We start from the raw sequence: 17,359 nt of genomic DNA, 5'->3' as shown, positions 1-17,359 counted from the left end.
AAAAACTACTATTGCCCCCGGATTTTGTTGCATAAGCCTCAGCGCCACCTTTTTTCTTCCATGTCTTTTCTGAGAATGTCGTTAATAGAAACCCGGGCGTCAAGCAAAACATAGATACTGGTTCCAAATTCACGGGCAAATGGATTTTTTAAGCTGTCTGTCTGGCGTATTTCCCTGAAAAGGGGTTTTTCCTTTTTTCGTTCCTTGTCATCGTCATCAGCATTTTGCACGAGAATTATATTTTTTACTTCGTCGTTCAGCGAAATCCAGTCTATATAATCGGCATGCAGGGTAACGGCACTGATGTTTTTAAATTTTGAATAATAGTTGATTGCACCGGCCTGCCCGTAATTATCGCAGAGTACCAGGGTATGTTTTTTGTCGCTTATTTTTTCGTAAGCGGCATCCACTTTTTCCGCCAATTCTTTCCAGCCCAGCATATCTGCAAAATCCTGAGGCAGCTCATGGTCTTTTCCATCTTCCCAGCGCAGCAGCCCCAAATTTTTATATGTTTTTGAATCCAGGGCAATATCCGCAGGGCTTTTCATTGGAAAGGCAACCCTGAAAGCCGGGATGAATAACCCAATAATAGCCAGAACAGCCACCGGGCGAAGCCAGGCCAGCCTTTTGGTAAATATTGTTTCAAGATAAACCGATCCAAATGCGATGAAAATGGGATAAAGCCCTATGGCATAGTAGCCTTTGGCGCGCAGATAGGTAAAGAGTGATAAGGTGAAAACAAATGACCAGAAGAAAACCTGGTATTTCCTGAAGGCAGGATAAATAAAAAATGAAATGAAAGCGGCCAGGATGACAAACGCCGATCCGAGGAAAAAAAGTACCTGCTCTTTGAGAAAATCCAGCCTGTTTACATTTACCAGCTGGGTTTTTGACAGTAGTTTCATGTGGTGTATCACCGGAAAATGATGCTGGTACTGCCAGATCAGATTGGGCAGGATGATCAGGAATGTAAGGAGTACTGCCAGGTACAACCCCTTATTCGTGAATAATTTACGATGACGTGTCAGCAAAAGTGCAGGCGCCAGGCCTGCTGCCAGAAAAACAATATTGTATTTGTTTAAAAAGCTTATCCCTGCTAACATAGCTGCGAGGTAAAGCCATTTATTTGTACCGGTTTGGATATACTGAAGCACAAAAAAGTAGAGCAACGTCCAGCCCAGCACGTCGGCAGAGTTTGGCTGGTAGAGCATGTTAATCCTCAGCAGTGCAGAAAAGGTGATAGCCGTAGCACCCAGTATGAGTGCAAACAAATTCCCTCCCAGTTTCTCAGTGGCTTTCCAGACAACCACCAATGTCAGTACTCCAAAAAGTGCAGGAAAAAATTTTACCCAGTGCTCCGAATTGCCCAGCAGTTGGATCAGAAAGGAAATCCAGGAAGTAAAAGGCGGAACCGACAGATACCCCCAGGCCAGGTGTTTGCCCTGGTCGAGGTGCAGGTATTCATCCCGGTGCAAATCATATTCGGGAGCGATGATGACATAATGAAGCGCGAATTTAACGAGTATGAAAAAACCGAGGATAAGCGCTTTCTTTGTCAACTTGCTGATATTTACTGAGTAGGAAGATGCTTCATTAAGCGACGAAAACTCAGATTTTACTTACCTCAATTCAATCCTTTTCTTTTTTTGTAGGCCCTGAAACGTTCATTGTATTCTTTCAGATCTTCCTCTTTCAGGCTTTTAAGCATACGCTCAGGCAGCTCCACCCGTTCCCTTATTTTGATTTCCGTTGAAAGTTCTTTCAGCCGATTTACGCCTTTTCTGTTTTTGATCAGTTCAAAGGTGTCATACAAGTCCCCACTGACGGTGAATGCCTGGTAGGAGAGCTTGTCTTCGCTGATGGTAATGGTCTGGTAAAGTTGGGTATTTGCAGCGGCCCGGTCCATCCAGTCCTGGGGAGCGAGGCCACTCATTTTAGGGCCGCTTACGGAAACGACATATACGGGGCCATCAGGCTTTTTCCTGCTTTGCCCTATCGGAATATTCACACCCCTGGCATAGGTATGTTCATGTCCCTGTAAGGCAATATCCACTTTGTATTTTTTATAGAGCAGTTCCAGTTTGGTGTGCCAGTCGTCGTTACTTCTTTTTTTGGAAGAATTAGTCGAAAGTACCGGGTGGTGATGGATCATCACGGTCCAGCGGTTTGTGTTTTCCCGGAGTACCTTTTCGAGCCAGGCAATCTGTCTGTCCATTACGGATGCCTGCTGAAGACCTGCCTCGGTATCAAAGGAAATAAATCTGATTCCTTGGTAATCAATATAGTAAGCCGTTTCTGCCAGGCCTTCGGGGCCGTTTTCAGGTAATGCAAATTGAGGACGCCAGTGTCCGGACAGTTTTCTGATTTCGGTACCATCTCCAACGTATTCATGATTCCCGGGCGATGGTAGGTTGGCCACCATGCCATTTATCCAGCCTCCGGCTTCAAACCACTCGCCCCATTCCGCATCGGTGTAGGAATGGTTGACAAGGTCACCGGCATGGATGATCAGGTTTGCTTTTGGCATTTTGGAAAATGCACCTCTGATGGCTCTTGACCACATGGATCGGATGTCGTTTTGAGCGTCGCCGAAATAAAGGACAGATACGGGCTCTCGTTTCTCTGATGCAGTAGTGAATTGAAACCACTCACTCCAGTACGATCCGTTCCCAACCCGATAAACATACTGCGTTGCGGGTTTGAGATCTGTGAAATTCACCTCATGAAAAGTAACCAGGCTTCCATCCAGGGTTACCTGCTGGCTGGTTGCCCTCACCACGGTTGCTTTCGGCTGAAAATCTGGCGAGGGGTCCGCTTCATGAATAGCGGCCATTGCGTTAAGGATGGTAGCGTCCGTCCGCCAGCTAACGGCCTGTGAATGGGCAGGGTCACCTTTGAATCCGAGAATAACACGATCAGGGAAAGGAGAGGCGGGATAAGTTTTGTTTTTCTGCGCAAAAAGCACAGGACTCAGAATGCCCGAAAGAATGGCGAGTATTGATAGAAGGGTAAAACCGTTAAGTCTCATTTTTGATCGTAGTGTACTTTACAATTAATGGTACTAAGCCATGCCGTTTTCGGGCTAGTGAAAAGGCGGTGCTCTGGATTATTAAGAGTTACTTTTCATAGTCAGGAGAGGAATGTCCCGTGCGTGAATTTTTCCGGTACTTCCATGGTGAGGTTGTTTTAATTTTTGTATATATATCTGAATAATAGGGTTTTATGGCATTTTTTTATTTTTCCTGAAAAATATTTTAACAACTTTAAAGTAAAACGGGGTGCTTGTCCGTCCACTATCACATAAGGCAGCAGCCGGAACCGTTAACTGTAACATGAAACGCAGCTTCACCTTATTCAAAACAAATTTTCATACATGTTAAAGTAAAAGAAAAGATCAAACGTCATCATTAGAAATTAACTGTTAAAAACAAAAACCATGAGAAATAACCTTCGTTTCATATTCCCCCGCCTTATTGGCGCCACCGTAATTGTAGGCCTGGTGTCTTTTATTATGATCATGCTCTTCAAATTACTGGTCGGTATTTTGCTCGTCGGCGGGGTGATCGCTTTGGTTCGCCGTATGGCTGGGAGGCCCGCTTACCGACTGCACGCCGGACAGCACAGCGCCTATGTTAGCGGCGGGATCACTCCGTCGGCAGACCGTAATCAGTGGACGGGACCGATAACGGTTCGTGCAAATGTTTCGCAGCAAACCATTATCCCAATTAATTAACACCAGAGGCCATTGGCGCTTCCATTCTTAACAAACAATTATTCAATTCAAAAACAAGTAAAGTCATGAACAACCAGCAAACAGCAGATACACATCATCATCACGGATTTGGATTCAGAGGTGGCAGAGGATGCGGCCCTTTCAGTAAAATGTTTTCAGGACAATTTGGTGGAAAAGCACCCTGGAAAGAGGCATTCCGCGGCCAGTTTTTAAACAGAAAAGCGGCTAATATAGAAGACAACGAATCTTCCTTTAAGATTTCGCTCTATGCTGCGGGTCTCAGCAAAAGTAATTTTAAGGTATCCGTCAGCAATGATGTACTCACCATCGCCTACGCAGCTCCGGAAGCAGGTGACAGCGCAAACAAATATACCTATCAAGAATATGAGCCGGGCTCTTTTGAACGCTCTTTCCAGCTGAACGGCAAAGTACTGACTGAAAACATCAGTGCTGATTATACGGACGGGGTACTTATAGTAACCCTGCCCAAAAATCCGGAAACCAACAAGCCGGCACAAGAGGTGAACGTGAATTAGTGACGTGTATATCAAAAAACCTGGCGGTAAAGCCAGGTTTTTTGATATACACCAGTCAGAACTATGCAGCAAGGGGTTTGCTTCTCACTTCATTATTCTGCGAACGCTACGAATTATTTTTTTAGATTGTTCAGTGTATAACAAATCACCTTACTCGCCAGAGGATCGCCATCAGCAGCCTTGATATCACCCAGTTTTAGTTCGTAAACAAAACCCGGCGTCAGCGAAGCCAAAGAAATCGACACCCTCAGGCCATCAGCCGAAACCTTGATGTCTGAAACCGGAACATTTTTAAGGCCAAACTGGTCAGAACCATACTTGGCATGGTACTCGTAATAGTATTGCCGGAAATGATAGTTGGCCGAATCAGAAACACTGGCCTGATCCATCTTTTTGGTGAAGCTAATGTCAAAACCTGTTTCTGTGAGGTTCATGCTGAGGATATCCGCCGGGTTTTTGCCGGTAAAAACAATCCGTTGAATTCCTTTGTCTCCAGCCCAGCCATGCTCCGCCTGTCCTATCCATAAGCTCCCGTCCGGAGCGAAAGCGAGCCGGTTATTGCCTTTGTGTAATCCCTGTGCGTCCAGAAAGGGAAGGCAAGCACCCTGGAACTCACCATTGATCTTTTCCAGCAATACTCTCACCAGCCGACCGGTATTCATATCCCCCACAAACATTTGTCCCGAAAAAGGGCCGAATTTTCCCTTGGTATAATCGAAAATCGGCTGAGTTGCCGAGTTGGCTATTATGTTGTGCGGAAATAAAACACTGGCTTTGGTTCTCAATTTGTCAAGTTCTTCAACGGGCAGTTGTATAGGATCTCCTTTTGCCCAGTTTTTCTCCCAAACCAGGCTGGCAGGATGTCCGTAAAATCTGCCTTTCTGGATATGGTAAAGAGGGGAAGTCCCTACCCAGTCGCCCTGGTTGTCTGTCACAAACAGGTTATCGCTGGCGTCCAGGGCAAGTCCGTTCGGAGAACGCAGACCGCTTGCATAGGGAATGAGCTGCCCTTTTGACGTGAGCTGCATGATCCATCCCCGGTAAGAGACTGGTGAAAACATCTGGCCTTTGTAAGCATGGCCGATGGTATCCCGTTTTCCCCTGTATTCTTTCATGACCCTCCCGGCATAGGAGCCTGTATTAAGCCCAAGAAAATAATTGCCTTTGCTATCTTTCAGCGGGCCATAGTTATATTCGTGATAATTACCTGAAATTCCGAAATCGTCATTTACGGTTTCGTACAGATCCGCCTGCCCGTCGCCATCGGTGTCCTTTAAACGGGTGAGTTCGGGGCGCTGGATCACCAGTATTTCCGAATTGCTGATAACCGATATGCCGAGTGGTTCATGCAAACCTTCGGCGAATAATTTCCAGGTCTTGTCGCGGGTATTATAAATCATTACCTCTCCTCTTAAAAAACAGGCGATGAGCCTGCCGTCAGGCAAAAAGTCAATTGCACCGGTTTCGGGGAATAACCCGTCGGGTGTAGTAATGTTTTCTATCTGATAAGAATTCTGCAGAACGGTCTGTCCTGTAACCTGATGATGCCCTAAGAAAGATAATATGCAACTGATGAAAATAATTGTGATGAATGCTCTCATAATTTCGAGTCTTTCCTTTTGGTCATGGTAATGGTAAACCGGGTAGCCTGGGCTGCCGACAATTTGATCTTTCCTTTTTGTTGTTCACCTTTAATGGTAGAATAGGTAATCCCGTCGTCCTCATTAAAGGCAAACCACACCGGACCGGATACCTTCGGAATGCGGAAAGTCCTCACCAATCCCGAGCCATCTTTTTTTGGTAAAATCAGTTCGTATACATCTACCCCGTTTAGGGTATAATGAAACTCGGGGTATCTGTTGATGAGGCTGTATCCCTTAAATTTTACAACCGGGATTGATTTTTCATTGCCCAACCGAAGCGGAAACAAGGTTTTATCCTGATAAAAAATGTTTCCTAATATTTTTACGTCCGCATCTTTGTGCCCTTTCCAGAAGGCTGTGTTGTCCAGAAATTCTCCTTCCCAGGCGAAACGCAGCCTGCATGCACCAGCATCCCAGCAATAGGATAACTGCTGAGGCAGATGGACGGCAATGGCTGCCGGACCGGCATTTTCAATAAACACGCGGTGTATATACGGAGCAATCAGCCGATAAGGGTGCTGTTTTTTAAGAGAATCGGAGCGAGGCCTGGTGCTGTGGTTATGGTCTGAGCTGGAGGTTGCGTTTGCCACTGTACGTCTCGTTTCAGGGATATGAAGGTCCCGCTGTATCGCGGGCATCTCGTCTGTTGTGACATACATAGCACCATACATGACAAAACCATGACCAGGGTAAGTACATGCATAAGGATATACCCCCGGATTCTTCGGCGCGGTGAATGTAATAGTTTTTGTTTCCTCAGGGGCGAGTACCGGTAACGACCAGAGAATTTTGGGCGTTTCGGGAACGAAGTTCATGGCCGGTCCACGGTCTCCAAGTTCCAGCGCCAAATTCACAATCTCCTCTCTTGAGCCCGGCTGGCTGATCACCAGATTATGGCTCATGTCGTCCGTATTAGTGAAAATAAGCTTGACGGGCGCTCCGGGTTTTACCTTAAATCTTACCAGATCAAACTGTAAGCCGGCAATGGCTTTAATAGTAATTACAGTTTCAGGATCCGTTTGTGCAAGGCATATTTCTGAAAAAAGCAAAATGAAAATGAACGGCAAAAAATAAATCTTAGGTTTAGGCATAGGATTTCCTTACGGTTACAATCCGAAATTTAAAGCAAAATTCATTCAGAAAAGGCCGGAAGGGAAGAAATGTTGTTTATTTATTAGAGGTATATTCCTCAGGCTCTTTGATGAGAGATTAGCCGGGCGAATACCGTGCCGCATGCATGATTTTGGCAGTTGGAAAAAGACCTGCGAAAATATCACAGGTCTTTACCAAATAACCCCACTATTATATATATGAATCTCAATTTCGCAGGTACCAGCTTGGCGTTGTGCAGTGTTATACAATGACATGGAGTCTGTTAAAATGGTTGTAACCGCTTCGAAATAATTTTACTGAAAATATTAATAAGGAATTATTCCAAATTTAGGATTATTTCCAATATATTTGGACATCGAATCCTGCACGACCACGTAGCAGCGGTAATCAGTATTGAAATAAAAGAAATTGGGTTTTAAGGTTGTATAGTTAACACCCTGCTGGCTTTGCGGGCAGGGTGTTTAAGAAGTTTAAGTGAGGGACAACTTTTTAGATGGACCATTGTCATAAGCGGAAGAAGGCTTGGCAAAATGAGGAACAGGAGATTTTACTTTCTTTATCTCTTTGGTAACCAGCTTATAGCGATGTATCGTAAGGCGGCTGTAAAAAATGCCTGGAAAATAATGAACTTATCTGGTATCAAAAATGTAAATTCATAGCATTAATACTTTACCTGGCAGTTATCAGGGCTGCGAGCTGTGAGGTCTTTCTAAATAAGGGGGCGACCGGTATTGACAGCGGGTTGAAGGTCTGTGTGTAAGCATGTCGGGAGTTGAGAGTACCTCCCGGAAATAATATTCTCAAACAATAACTGGCGAATCTAACTACGCCATGGCTGCTTAATCCGGAGGATTAACCAAATGCCATCATCTCTCCATCCCACGTGCTGCCGGATGGGTCCAGAGGTGTCGAACCGCAGCGCTGGTTGGAATAGTGATAAGGAAATCCAACGAGACACCATTATCTAAGGCTATGACGCGGGTCCGCCGTGAACCTTGTCAGGCTCGAAAATTAAATCACGGATAAGCATGTAGAAGGCGCAGGGTTTCCCTGTTCTGGACGAGGGTTCGAATCCCTCCGTCTCCACAAGTTCCCTTTTTATGACGCAGGAAAGCGAATTATGACTTGCCTGCGTCACCGTTTTTGGTGGCAAAATAGTATAGGTAGTCTAATTTGTAAGCAATATAAATTGTCGCGATGGTAGGCGCAAAAATGGTAGCCTAAAGACGATGGTAGTCTTTTGTTGATTTAGTTTTTCACCTAAACTCAGCAAAATGCTCACCTTCTTAAAAAAATCATCCGAATGCGTATCCGATTTGTGATCAGGAAAGCAAGAATTAATAGTATCGGGACGTGCCCGGTAAATTGCAGAATTACAATCAACGGTATTAAGGCAAATGAATTTGCTGTCGGCGTTTCTATTGAGCCCGAAAAGTGGGATAGCAAAAAACAAAGAGTAAAAGGGACAACCCAAAGAGTCCAGGACATAAACATGAAGCTGGAAATGATCCGGTCGGAGTTGAACGAAATTTACCTGGCGGCAAGATCAAAGGGCAAATATTTAAACGCAAACGAGGTACGGGAAATTTATTTGGGTATTAAAGAGGTAAGCTGTAAACTTTCAAAAATGGGTGAGTTATTTCTTTCTGAGCTAAAAAGTAAAGACCGGGCGGCTGCCACCATTGACCGCTACACCAGGTGTTTTAGATATCTGCAGGAATATATCAAAAAGGATCAAGACGTTGAGAGTATAGAGCGTCGGCACATCACAGGGTTCTGGAAATGGCTTCGGGCTCGCGAATTTCACACCGATTACTGCAATAAAATCGTTCAGGCTTGTATTGGGCTTTTCAGATTCGGAGAAAGGGAGGGCTATGTCGAAAGCAACCCTTTTAAAGGTATCTCACTTGAATGGAAAAAGGAACTTGATATCACATGCCTGGATCAGCATGAAATTCAGCTTTTAAAAACTCACAATTGGAGTGATCGGCTGCAGAAGGTAGTAGATAGTTTTCTTTTTATGTGTTACACCGGCCTTCACATTGGAGACTATATTAATGCCTCTGACGCTTCAAGATACACTTTTGGTGGCCGGGAGTGGATGAAAATAAAACGGATCAAAACAAAAGAGGAAGCGATTTTTATAATCGATGGGTACCCCGCATACCTTATTGAAAAATATGGAGGTGTCAACAATCTTCCAAAAATATCCGGCCAGAAGTCAAACGACTACTTGAAGCTGATCGCGGCGGCCGTCGGAATTAAGAAGAACCTGACAAATAAGATTGCCCGGAAAACTTTCACTGATATTTGTATTAATGAATATAAACTCAGCTATGAAACAGTAGCAAAGATGCTGGGGCATACTTCTACAAGGCAAGTAAAGCATTACGGATCTGTAAACGAAAAAAGAATTTTGTCCGAGTGGAATAGTAGGGTAGACTCCTAAAAATTTTACTCAACGTTATGAGCCTTGATATGAATTCAGCGAGACTTAAAATTTTACGAACGCATCTTGAACTTAACCAGGAAGAAATGTCGAGCAAACTCGGCATAACCCAGGCAAATTATTCATTAATCGAATCCGGGCATAGAAAAATACCTAAAAGATTAACAGAATCCCTCATAAATGTTTTCAATGTAAACCCGCTGTGGTGGGAAACAGGATCCGGTGAAATAACTCACGTAAGCTTAAAACATATTCCGGCTGTTTCCTGGACGAACCTTGAAGGGATTGTTCAAGGATTAAACACCATCAGGCTTTTCTCAGACTGCGATAAGATTTGCGAATATACCGGTCCGGCATTTGGCCCGATCCCATCCGGTAGTACGATAGCACTTCGATTTACCATTATCAACCGGCTTGTACCTGAAAATCTGATTGTGTGCTCACACAAAGAAGGTTCATTTATCGGCTACTTCAAAAGTTCAGATCCAGATTATATTTTCCTTGGAAATGAAAAATCCGCCCTATTTAAATTAGAGCGGATGATGATCACCAGCGTTTACCGGGTTGTTGGGGTAATGTTGAGATTGGCTTAAAACTCTATTAAGGTTCCACTGTCCATGTGCCTGTAATCTCAGATATGATCCAACTATCTGCTGATAGTTTGTATAATGTCACTTTTGATCCGATTACATCGCTTGATATTCTCTTTCCCGCACCGGAAGACAAAGGTAAAATGTTGTCTCCTGAGGCCGGATCTATTATTAGCAGATTGTGAGTACGTATTTCAAAAGTTACCTGCGGAAAGCCTGGCTGTACGTCAGCCAAATTAACTAGTGTTTGTCCTGTTGAATTTCCGTTGTGAAAAAGGGGGGCGTACGCGTAGAAATCATAAGCTCGTGTTGAGTTGCCAACTCCAAATGAAAGAGCTCCTGCCGGATCGCGTATTATAACTTCACCTTTAACATAAATCTTGTTGAAGTCTGTAAATCCATCAAATCTTGCATTATGTATTATGCAGTCTTTCACCATCCCGGAAGGATTAGCGGTTGTGTTGTAATCAATGGCCAGTATACCAACTTTAACCCGTTTGGTTGCCCTGGTTTCAGTAACACGGCAATTATTAAATTCAACATTTCCGATGTATGTGGAACCGGACATTGCCGCTTCTCTAAATACAATCATTGCTGTTCCGTAAGTCGTTGCAGCACTGTTTTCCTCGTTTGCATTAATTCCCTGGCAATTTTCAAACTTAATTCGTGGGAAAGACGCACTGTAATTACTCACAAGTGCGTTATGCAATCCGTTGGTTTCCCATGTAGAGTTCTGAATTATTACCGTACCATAAGCTGTACCTATAGCCGGACTGGCAATGAACCCGTATCTACTCGCATAATCGTGGTGATTCGTGACAACAATATCTACCGGGTTTAAGGAGCCGTTCAGAGCATTAAGGGCTATAAGTAGCCCGCCACCTTCATTGCTTCCCGTTTTACAGTCAGTAATGCGTATGTCCTGCAAAAATTCGTCTGATGCGTTTGGTTCTACATCAATCCCGGCACCTGGGGTATCGTCTTTTGTCCCAGTAAAAGATGATCCTGTTACATGTACCGATTTCCCTGATACAATCGAAAGCCCTTGCCTCTTATTATTATCGGCACTCACGTTTATTAATTTCACATTCTGGCAAAACTTCTGAGTAGTCGTGGCGCCAATGTAGAAGCCATCACCTCCACTGTCATTTGCAGCGATGCCTTCAATCACAATGTTGGAGCACCCCTGAATTAGGAATAGATGCCGCTGACTGTTCGGTGTCGGATTAATACCAGGATAAGCTGTTTTTGTGTCTTTAAAAACCACTCTGTAACCCCTTATAGTTACGTTACTGATGTCCACCATATTCACCATGCGCTGGTAGGTAGTCAGCAGCCCTAGCCCGTGCACCACCGCTCCATCTTGAAACGTGATAGTCTTATTAGAACGTATTGTGATCGAATTAATCCTGTAGGATACTTCGGGTAATGGAAAAAAAATATCTTTAATGGCGGCATTATCTAAAAGTTTCTGCCATAGAGCCGACTCATCCGTGGTTCCATCTCCCACTATACCCATCCATGCCGCATTAAAAGGTCCTGAGTACTGTCTTTTATAGCGCCTGCCCCCGTTCCTGATTGTCAGGACAGAATCGTCGGCGGAACTGGTGTCTGTGGGGTCGTATATAAATTTCCCAGATTTCTTTCCCTCATTAATTTCAACAACCCTAGCTGTATCTGCCTTACCTGCCCTTAGTTCTGCCATAGTTACGTACGGAACGCGTGATACCGCAGCGTTAGCAATATCCCGCAAAGCATTACTCAGGGCGTAGTTGGGCATCTGTGTAATCTTTGTTCCTCTAATTATTCCGATTCGATACCTGAGCTTCCCTTCTGGTGTTAGCGTGTCTTGTGAGTAAATCTGAATGGAAACGAATGTGAAAAGTATTGAAAGTATTGTTTTCATTATCCTAGTGATGAATTTTCAAGTGATTCAAGCCTGGCTGTCATATCTGCCAATGTTTCTGTAACTTGGGCCAAAACAAGATCTCTCATTTGAATGAGAAATGCTTGTGTATAGTAATTCTGTGTCAGCACATAACGACGTTCAGAGTCCGTTGAAACTAGATATTCGTCCCCATTATCGGCGGATGAACTATCATTTGCGTCATAGAAGTAGGTTTTGAACCCGTCTTCTGAAAGAAGAATTACCAGTTCATAATCATCAACTTTCCCATTTCTGACATCAGAAACGGTTGAGAAAACAGGAAGTTTAGCAATCGTATGCCCTTCCTTGATAACTCCGCCGTCATGCGCTAAGAGTTTTTTCATTATGCTGCGAGTACGATAGGCTGCTCGATTGTTGCCTGAATCTCAGTTGTGCTTAAAGCGTAGCCTATTTTTTGGCATATTTTACCCGCTCCGGAAGGAATTGAGGTAGTCACTTTCCCTGCGTCTGTGTCCGAAAGAAAGTATTCTTCTCCAATTGTCAGCCCGCTCAGCGATGGGTTTATGTCATCAAAAAATACAGTCCCGGAAGCGGAACTGTTAATGGCGGCTGTTACATATCCATGCGCACGCTTGCCTATCCCGGTTGCATCTGCTTTACGGATCCTGGGCGCGCCTGTAACTTCATGAATATTCACAAAATCACCGGCAGAAATATTTTCGCTGGCTGTATAAGCTCGGCTTCCCTTTCCAACTCCGGCGGGCAAAAAAGACTCATCTAATTTCCCGGCTGAATTGGTTTCAATAATTTTGTTGGCGTCGCCGGAGCCTGCAGATGTACTCAAACCTGCAACCTCCCGTATTGTGCCGGCGTTGTTTTGAAGAAATTTCATGGCTCTATTATTATGTAGTTTTGAATATGAAAATTAAGCTTGTCGGCAGATTGTACCACTCCGACAATGAGATTAAAGAGTGCGTCGTTTGGAGGAACATTTACGAGTTGCCCCTGTTTACCGCATCTAAGTATTGTGTGAGCGCTTGGAAGGCCCCATCCGGACAGTTCAACCTGCGGATCTTTCGAAACTATTACTGTTTCAAAAGCGCTTACGCCGATCATTGAAATGCCCACAATGGCGTAAAGATGAAGTATGTTTGTACAGTCCGCCTTGTAGGCATACCCGTCTATAACAGCAACCAGAAGCCCGCTGGGTATAGCTTCTCCGGCGGGAAAAGTTATTTGCTGGTAAGTATCAGGAAGAACAGAAACGTCAAGTTTCCCTTCGGAGTCCAAAACCGGAACAGCCCCTTCACTGTCTTCTCCGTCACTTTCAAGTACAAGTTTTGCTGGTATGCTGGCTTCAACATACACGTGAACTTCTTCTCCTGAAAGCGTTGAAACAGTTTTCATATAATTTTAAAAGGTCCTTCGTAAATTGTCTGGTTCTGGGCTCTGTCGTAAAATCGGTACCGGTATTTTGTAAAGCAATCCATTGCGGCGAAAAAAGATGCTGCCTTTTCGGCCGATGTCTGGTTCAATGATTTGGTCCAATCTTCATCTTCAATTGTCACTAAGAGTGTTTGGCCTTTGTAAATCAACATTGCCGGATCCAACGAGTCAATATTTATAGCATCTCCGTTAGGATTTGTAAAAGTGGCCCGGTGCCGAAAAACATCTACCTTCCGGTGCTCAATCATTAAGGTTGGAATAGATGCGACAACAGCATTCATAAATCAGCGTATTCGGCTTTTGCGTTAAAACTTGGGCAATCCTTATGCACACCTGGAAAATCACGGTGCCCCTGAATTTTTGCATTAGGGAACATCTCTTTGAGATCCTTCAAGAGCCTGCGCATGGTATCTTTTTGCTCAGGGGTACGATTGTCAACAGGTTTCAAACTCTTCTCAACCCCACCGATATAGCTGATATTGATTATCCTGGAATTAAAGCCTGCAACCCCGTTTGAAACCTCTGTAATCGGAAGTAAAGAAACGGCTTCACCATCCGGCTTAATCATGAAATGGTATCCCGGATTCTTCCACTTCATTACATTTTTCCAATAGTTTTTTATCGCTTCAACCGTGGCCGATTGAGGTGTAGCAGTGCAGTGGACGACCAGGTAATCTATCTTTCTCATTCCTCAATTGGCTTAATTTCTGTCTTGATTATCAAGGAGTCCTTTTTAGGCTTAACCTCTTGAACATCTCCAATCCATCTTCGATCGTATCGAATGGCATTCAAAGTAGTTTTTATGAGATCGCCCTGAACTTTTTGTTCTTTTATGAGAACTTTAAGCGTGTTCGTTTTCTCTACCACGTTGCTGGCAATCTCCGGGATCTGCTTTTTGATTGCTTCGATGCTATCAATTTTGATCCTAATACTGTCAACGATATCGTATTTTGCTTGTTTCGGTTGTACCTTATCGGACTGGGACCGGGGGCTACCCCCGATTCCGGTCAGCACAATTATGATAAGAATGATCCATTTGCTTTTCATTGCGTAACCTCCTCTTTGAGTTGTTTTAGGTTTTTACTGTTTCGTAGAGCATCAGTAGTTGACTTTTTCACAATAGGGGAAAGTTGGTTATCAAGCGCCTGGTATTTGTCTCGCTGTTCTTTTAAGTCGTTCAGGTAAATCTTGTACAGTTCGTCTTTTATAGTTAGCTTCTCAAGGTTACACTCGGCCATTTCTCGGTTGTGTACCGCATTCAAACTATCCTGTTTTCTTTGTACAACTTCCAGCCGGATATAGCCTTTCTCATCCTTTTCCTCGCTTTTTTTATATAAAAAAACTGAAACACCAGAAACCGTCGAAATACCAATGGCCAGGGCTAGAATCAGGGCAACTGTACGGTCTTGCTGTGATAGTGCTTCGAGCCACCATTTGGTAAACATCAGTACTCATTTTTTAAATAATCGAATTAGTAGGGTTATCGCGATTATTAAAACCGCTATGGCAAGCATCAGTCCGGAATACTGTAAAATCGGTGGTATTGTTGCCTCTTTTTCTTTTTCAACCTGTTTTGTTTTTACTTCTTCAGCTTTGGTGGTTTTTACTTCTGCATTCTCGCGGACGGTCTGACGGACTATGTAAGGCTGCGGAACTCCGTATGGCTTAGGCACATCGACAAATTTTACATCAGGAACCATTACCGTATTGGTTCTCCAAAGCGTATCAAACCGGTATTCGGTAACAATTTCCCGATTGAACTTGCTGTTTGTCTGTTCAGACTTCACGCTACTGCTATCAGCACGCACCACCGACTTTTGTAAAGTTCGGCAGCCGGTTAATAGCAGTAGGAGAATCAAAAACCTCATATCGGGGAAGCTACGCGATCAGGGAAACATTTTGATTTGAAACGCAGCTGAACCTGCCAGTTGTGCGCCATCGTTTCCGCGTCTGGGTTGATTTCATAGGATGAAACAAGGGTTCCAACAATACCTTCTAGTCCGCCGTACATGTGCCCTCCGGATTTAAGCCAAAACCGTTTTGACATACCACATTGAATGGTTTTCAGGAAGTTGAAAGTTGTGTCCTTGTCGTCTTCAACGATAAAAGACATCACCCTGTCAACCTCCATCGGAATGGCAGTTCCCAGTTGAGATGTTTTGAATGCAGGGTCCACACGGGGCAGGCTACCTTTTACCGGCATACTCCGGATCGTATTAGCTTCCGCCGTTCCGCTGTTATCAAGCCGCTCATTCCATTCGGTAACATCTCCTTCCGATAAGATCTGATTTGACCAGTAGATTGTATCAATCTCGTCGTTGTTAGGCGCTTCGCACCCTAAATCAGGCACTACAACGAGCGTATCGTCGCAATCGACAGGACAGTTCGCACTGCACCAGTTGTTATTTATTGCCATGGCTAATAGATTTTTTAAATTATTCTAAATGAAATAAAAACGATATAAATTTCCTAATATTAAAGATTGAAAACTTGCCAATTGGGGCCAACAGCCGTAAAAGTGTATGGGCCTCCGCTTACATCTATCGTAACTTCTTGCTCCTCATTGATTCCGGCTACGGGATTGCAGTAGTGAGCTATCTTGTCAGATCCGTTCGCACCCCATACACAAATCGGCTTTTTATACCTTAACTGATTAGCTGCGTTATGTTGACCGAAATTTCTATTATTCAAAGTAGTTATGCTGCCATCGCCAAGAGAGCCTAAAACCGGATCGGTTCCGTCAAAATATCCGTCATGATGCACGGTACCTCCCTTTGTCGTCCATTCGAAAGACGGCCAGAATAGTTTATTTCGCTTGCTTTTGGTGATAGATGCCATATATCTACCGGCCAGCGACTTATGAATTGTCGAAATGACCGGACCTCCAAAAGATGGAGGTATTATTTGAGGATCTGGGTAGTTATTTGGGTTGTCGCCTGGGCTTCTGGCTGGCTGCGTGGGGTTATTAAAGTCATAATCAACAATGTTACTGCTGTTATCTGCCTTCCATTTTGTTTTCCATGTAGTCAAGCCGCCATTATGAGACCTTACCCAGCGAGCTATATCTTTTGTGTCCCTGGATGATGGACCCCAATGTGTCATTCCTTCGCCCCATTCGTGCGAAATAATGCCTTGCCGGTATGAAATCTCTGCTGGTACCGTATTTAAAACGCTTTTATAAATTGTTCCAGCCGGATTTGCAAATCTAACCGACTGCATGGACCCGGCCCGATAATTGAACCATGCAGCCCCTTCCAGTATTGGCTCGCAGAACATTACTGCTTTTCGGCGTATAGCCAGGTGCATTAATTCGAGTTGAATAATGGCGCCATACACATACGCATGTTCCGGGACTCTATGAAATGCATCCAGGTATCCCATTGCAAGCCAGTTGCGATACTCATGAGCCCCGCTGTTGATGAAATCTGTAACACTTCCATTTTTTTCCTTCCTCGCCTCGGTTTCGGATGAATACCGGGTAATCAAATTACTCCAGTCCCCGCTGGTTGGTGAATTTGTGTATGTCAACAGATCTATTCCCACTCCACCAGGTGCCCAATAATCCTGCATTTGGTTTGTATCGGTTGGGTCAGCAACCCCAAGATTATCAAATCTTTGTGAGTATACGGCCTCCACGTTGCTAGGAGAAAATCCGTTTTCGCGCATTTCTGCCCAAAACAAGAAATCCTTGTGATTGACAATCGAATTTACTTTATCCGTTACCGATTCACCATACCAGCGCACCGTATCCCAGAGCTTATCGTTTGTGACTCCTGTGGTGCCCCAATGAAGGTGAGAATATAATTGTAACGCCCTGGCCTCTGAGCTGGCAATATCATATTTATCAACCGCAAATATCTTGTCAGACATGTTGCTGATTACAATCGACGTGTCTTGTTCTGCAATCGAAGAATACGATAATTCTCTGAATATTTTTGGTAATATTATTTCTGTTGCCATC

At 44.1% G+C, this 17,359-nt stretch carries 18 protein-coding genes and 1 other RNA gene; 5 read left to right on the top strand and 14 right to left on the bottom strand.

Annotation, left to right across the window (positions count from 1 at the left end):
* Positions 1-38: 38 nt before the first annotated feature.
* A complete protein-coding gene (locus tag KOE27_RS13400; protein WP_215239368.1) occupies positions 39-1,559 on the bottom strand; it encodes an ArnT family glycosyltransferase in 1,521 nt (506 codons plus the stop codon).
* Between the two features lie 65 nt (positions 1,560-1,624).
* Complete coding sequence (locus KOE27_RS13395) at positions 1,625-3,028, bottom strand: purple acid phosphatase family protein (RefSeq protein WP_215239367.1); 1,404 nt, start codon at positions 3,026-3,028, stop codon at positions 1,625-1,627.
* A 408-nt stretch (positions 3,029-3,436) separates the two neighbouring features.
* Here KOE27_RS13395 and KOE27_RS13390 point away from each other — a divergent pair, with 408 nt between their 5' ends.
* A complete protein-coding gene (locus KOE27_RS13390) occupies positions 3,437-3,733 on the top strand; it encodes a hypothetical protein (protein WP_215239366.1) in 297 nt (98 codons plus the stop codon).
* Between the two features lie 65 nt (positions 3,734-3,798).
* A complete protein-coding gene (locus KOE27_RS13385; RefSeq protein ID WP_215239365.1) occupies positions 3,799-4,269 on the top strand; it encodes an Hsp20/alpha crystallin family protein in 471 nt (156 codons plus the stop codon).
* Positions 4,270-4,382: 113 nt separating this feature from the next.
* Here the strand turns inward: KOE27_RS13385 and KOE27_RS13380 are convergent, their stop codons facing one another.
* Positions 4,383-5,870, bottom strand: coding sequence for a DUF7133 domain-containing protein (locus tag KOE27_RS13380; RefSeq protein WP_215239364.1), 1,488 nt, complete (start codon positions 5,868-5,870; stop codon positions 4,383-4,385).
* Entirely contained in the window at positions 5,867-7,003 is a 1,137-nt protein-coding gene (locus KOE27_RS13375; RefSeq protein ID WP_215239363.1) for a plastocyanin/azurin family copper-binding protein, read from the bottom strand. The genes KOE27_RS13380 and KOE27_RS13375 overlap by 4 nt, the downstream gene beginning before the upstream one ends.
* Before the next feature lie 739 nt (positions 7,004-7,742).
* On the opposite strand from KOE27_RS13375, the gene ssrA reads away from it, so the two are divergent.
* The 3 genes from ssrA to KOE27_RS13360 all read left to right on the top strand — a co-directional run bounded on the left by ssrA (position 7,743) and on the right by KOE27_RS13360 (position 10,067).
* Positions 7,743-8,114, top strand: a transfer-messenger RNA (tmRNA) gene (ssrA, locus tag KOE27_RS13370).
* Positions 8,115-8,328: 214 nt separating this feature from the next.
* Positions 8,329-9,474 carry a phage integrase SAM-like domain-containing protein gene (locus KOE27_RS13365; RefSeq protein ID WP_215239362.1) on the top strand — a complete coding sequence of 382 codons (1,146 nt, stop codon included), beginning with the start codon at positions 8,329-8,331 and terminating at the stop codon, positions 9,472-9,474.
* A gap of 29 nt (positions 9,475-9,503) precedes the next feature.
* Complete coding sequence (locus KOE27_RS13360; protein ID WP_215239361.1) at positions 9,504-10,067, top strand: helix-turn-helix domain-containing protein; 564 nt, start codon at positions 9,504-9,506, stop codon at positions 10,065-10,067.
* Between the two features lie 7 nt (positions 10,068-10,074).
* On the opposite strand, the gene KOE27_RS13355 is transcribed toward KOE27_RS13360, so the two are convergent.
* The 10 genes from KOE27_RS13355 to KOE27_RS13310 form a co-directional block, all read right to left on the bottom strand.
* Entirely contained in the window at positions 10,075-11,970 is a 1,896-nt protein-coding gene (locus KOE27_RS13355) for a right-handed parallel beta-helix repeat-containing protein (RefSeq protein WP_215239360.1), read from the bottom strand.
* Positions 11,970-12,335, bottom strand: a complete 366-nt coding sequence (locus tag KOE27_RS13350) for a hypothetical protein (RefSeq protein WP_215239359.1) — start codon at positions 12,333-12,335, stop codon at positions 11,970-11,972. Before KOE27_RS13350 ends, KOE27_RS13355 begins: the two co-directional genes overlap by 1 nt.
* Entirely contained in the window at positions 12,335-12,844 is a 510-nt protein-coding gene (locus KOE27_RS13345) for a hypothetical protein (RefSeq protein WP_215239358.1), read from the bottom strand. The genes KOE27_RS13350 and KOE27_RS13345 overlap by 1 nt, the downstream gene beginning before the upstream one ends.
* Complete coding sequence (locus tag KOE27_RS13340) at positions 12,841-13,359, bottom strand: hypothetical protein (protein ID WP_215239357.1); 519 nt, start codon at positions 13,357-13,359, stop codon at positions 12,841-12,843. Before KOE27_RS13340 ends, KOE27_RS13345 begins: the two co-directional genes overlap by 4 nt.
* 316 nt (positions 13,360-13,675) lie before the next feature.
* Positions 13,676-14,086, bottom strand: a complete 411-nt coding sequence (locus KOE27_RS13335) for an N-acetylmuramoyl-L-alanine amidase (protein ID WP_215239356.1) — start codon at positions 14,084-14,086, stop codon at positions 13,676-13,678.
* Positions 14,083-14,445, bottom strand: a complete 363-nt coding sequence (locus KOE27_RS13330) for a hypothetical protein (RefSeq protein WP_215239355.1) — start codon at positions 14,443-14,445, stop codon at positions 14,083-14,085. The genes KOE27_RS13335 and KOE27_RS13330 overlap by 4 nt, the downstream gene beginning before the upstream one ends.
* Complete coding sequence (locus KOE27_RS13325) at positions 14,442-14,843, bottom strand: hypothetical protein (RefSeq protein WP_215239354.1); 402 nt, start codon at positions 14,841-14,843, stop codon at positions 14,442-14,444. Before KOE27_RS13325 ends, KOE27_RS13330 begins: the two co-directional genes overlap by 4 nt.
* 6 nt (positions 14,844-14,849) lie before the next feature.
* On the bottom strand, positions 14,850-15,098 hold the full coding sequence (locus KOE27_RS13320; protein ID WP_215239353.1) for a hypothetical protein: 249 nt from the start codon (positions 15,096-15,098) through the stop codon (positions 14,850-14,852).
* Positions 15,099-15,262: 164 nt separating this feature from the next.
* Positions 15,263-15,814 carry a hypothetical protein gene (locus KOE27_RS13315; RefSeq protein ID WP_215239352.1) on the bottom strand — a complete coding sequence of 184 codons (552 nt, stop codon included), beginning with the start codon at positions 15,812-15,814 and terminating at the stop codon, positions 15,263-15,265.
* Positions 15,815-15,873: 59 nt separating this feature from the next.
* Positions 15,874-17,358 carry a hypothetical protein gene (locus KOE27_RS13310; RefSeq protein ID WP_215239351.1) on the bottom strand — a complete coding sequence of 495 codons (1,485 nt, stop codon included), beginning with the start codon at positions 17,356-17,358 and terminating at the stop codon, positions 15,874-15,876.
* Position 17,359: the final 1 nt, after the last annotated feature.

It is taken from the genome of Dyadobacter sp. CECT 9275 (genome assembly GCF_907164905.1).
Lineage (GTDB): Bacteria > Bacteroidota > Bacteroidia > Cytophagales > Spirosomataceae > Dyadobacter > Dyadobacter helix.
Note: the sequence above shows the minus strand (reverse complement) of the source record. Positions and strands in the feature narration are given on the sequence as shown.

What these genes read in the sequence shown, in the direction of transcription:
- KOE27_RS13380 (WP_215239364.1), bottom strand. Translation starts at nt 5,870, where the DNA reads ATGAGAGCATTCATCACAATTATTTTCATCAGTTGCATATTATCTTTC.
- KOE27_RS13310 (WP_215239351.1), bottom strand. Translation starts at nt 17,358, where the DNA reads ATGGCAACAGAAATAATATTACCAAAAATATTCAGAGAATTATCGTAT.
- KOE27_RS13330 (WP_215239355.1), bottom strand. Translation starts at nt 14,445, where the DNA reads ATGAAAAGCAAATGGATCATTCTTATCATAATTGTGCTGACCGGAATC.
- KOE27_RS13345 (WP_215239358.1), bottom strand. Translation starts at nt 12,844, where the DNA reads ATGAAATTTCTTCAAAACAACGCCGGCACAATACGGGAGGTTGCAGGT.
- KOE27_RS13315 (WP_215239352.1), bottom strand. Translation starts at nt 15,814, where the DNA reads ATGGCAATAAATAACAACTGGTGCAGTGCGAACTGTCCTGTCGATTGC.
- KOE27_RS13340 (WP_215239357.1), bottom strand. Translation starts at nt 13,359, where the DNA reads ATGAAAACTGTTTCAACGCTTTCAGGAGAAGAAGTTCACGTGTATGTT.
- KOE27_RS13320 (WP_215239353.1), bottom strand. Translation starts at nt 15,098, where the DNA reads ATGGTTCCTGATGTAAAATTTGTCGATGTGCCTAAGCCATACGGAGTT.
- KOE27_RS13360 (WP_215239361.1), top strand. Translation starts at nt 9,504, where the DNA reads ATGAATTCAGCGAGACTTAAAATTTTACGAACGCATCTTGAACTTAAC.
- KOE27_RS13385 (WP_215239365.1), top strand. Translation starts at nt 3,799, where the DNA reads ATGAACAACCAGCAAACAGCAGATACACATCATCATCACGGATTTGGA.
- KOE27_RS13375 (WP_215239363.1), bottom strand. Translation starts at nt 7,003, where the DNA reads ATGCCTAAACCTAAGATTTATTTTTTGCCGTTCATTTTCATTTTGCTT.
- KOE27_RS13390 (WP_215239366.1), top strand. Translation starts at nt 3,437, where the DNA reads ATGAGAAATAACCTTCGTTTCATATTCCCCCGCCTTATTGGCGCCACC.
- KOE27_RS13350 (WP_215239359.1), bottom strand. Translation starts at nt 12,335, where the DNA reads ATGAAAAAACTCTTAGCGCATGACGGCGGAGTTATCAAGGAAGGGCAT.
- KOE27_RS13335 (WP_215239356.1), bottom strand. Translation starts at nt 14,086, where the DNA reads ATGAGAAAGATAGATTACCTGGTCGTCCACTGCACTGCTACACCTCAA.
- KOE27_RS13365 (WP_215239362.1), top strand. Translation starts at nt 8,329, where the DNA reads ATGCGTATCCGATTTGTGATCAGGAAAGCAAGAATTAATAGTATCGGG.
- KOE27_RS13395 (WP_215239367.1), bottom strand. Translation starts at nt 3,028, where the DNA reads ATGAGACTTAACGGTTTTACCCTTCTATCAATACTCGCCATTCTTTCG.
- KOE27_RS13325 (WP_215239354.1), bottom strand. Translation starts at nt 14,843, where the DNA reads ATGTTTACCAAATGGTGGCTCGAAGCACTATCACAGCAAGACCGTACA.
- KOE27_RS13355 (WP_215239360.1), bottom strand. Translation starts at nt 11,970, where the DNA reads ATGAAAACAATACTTTCAATACTTTTCACATTCGTTTCCATTCAGATT.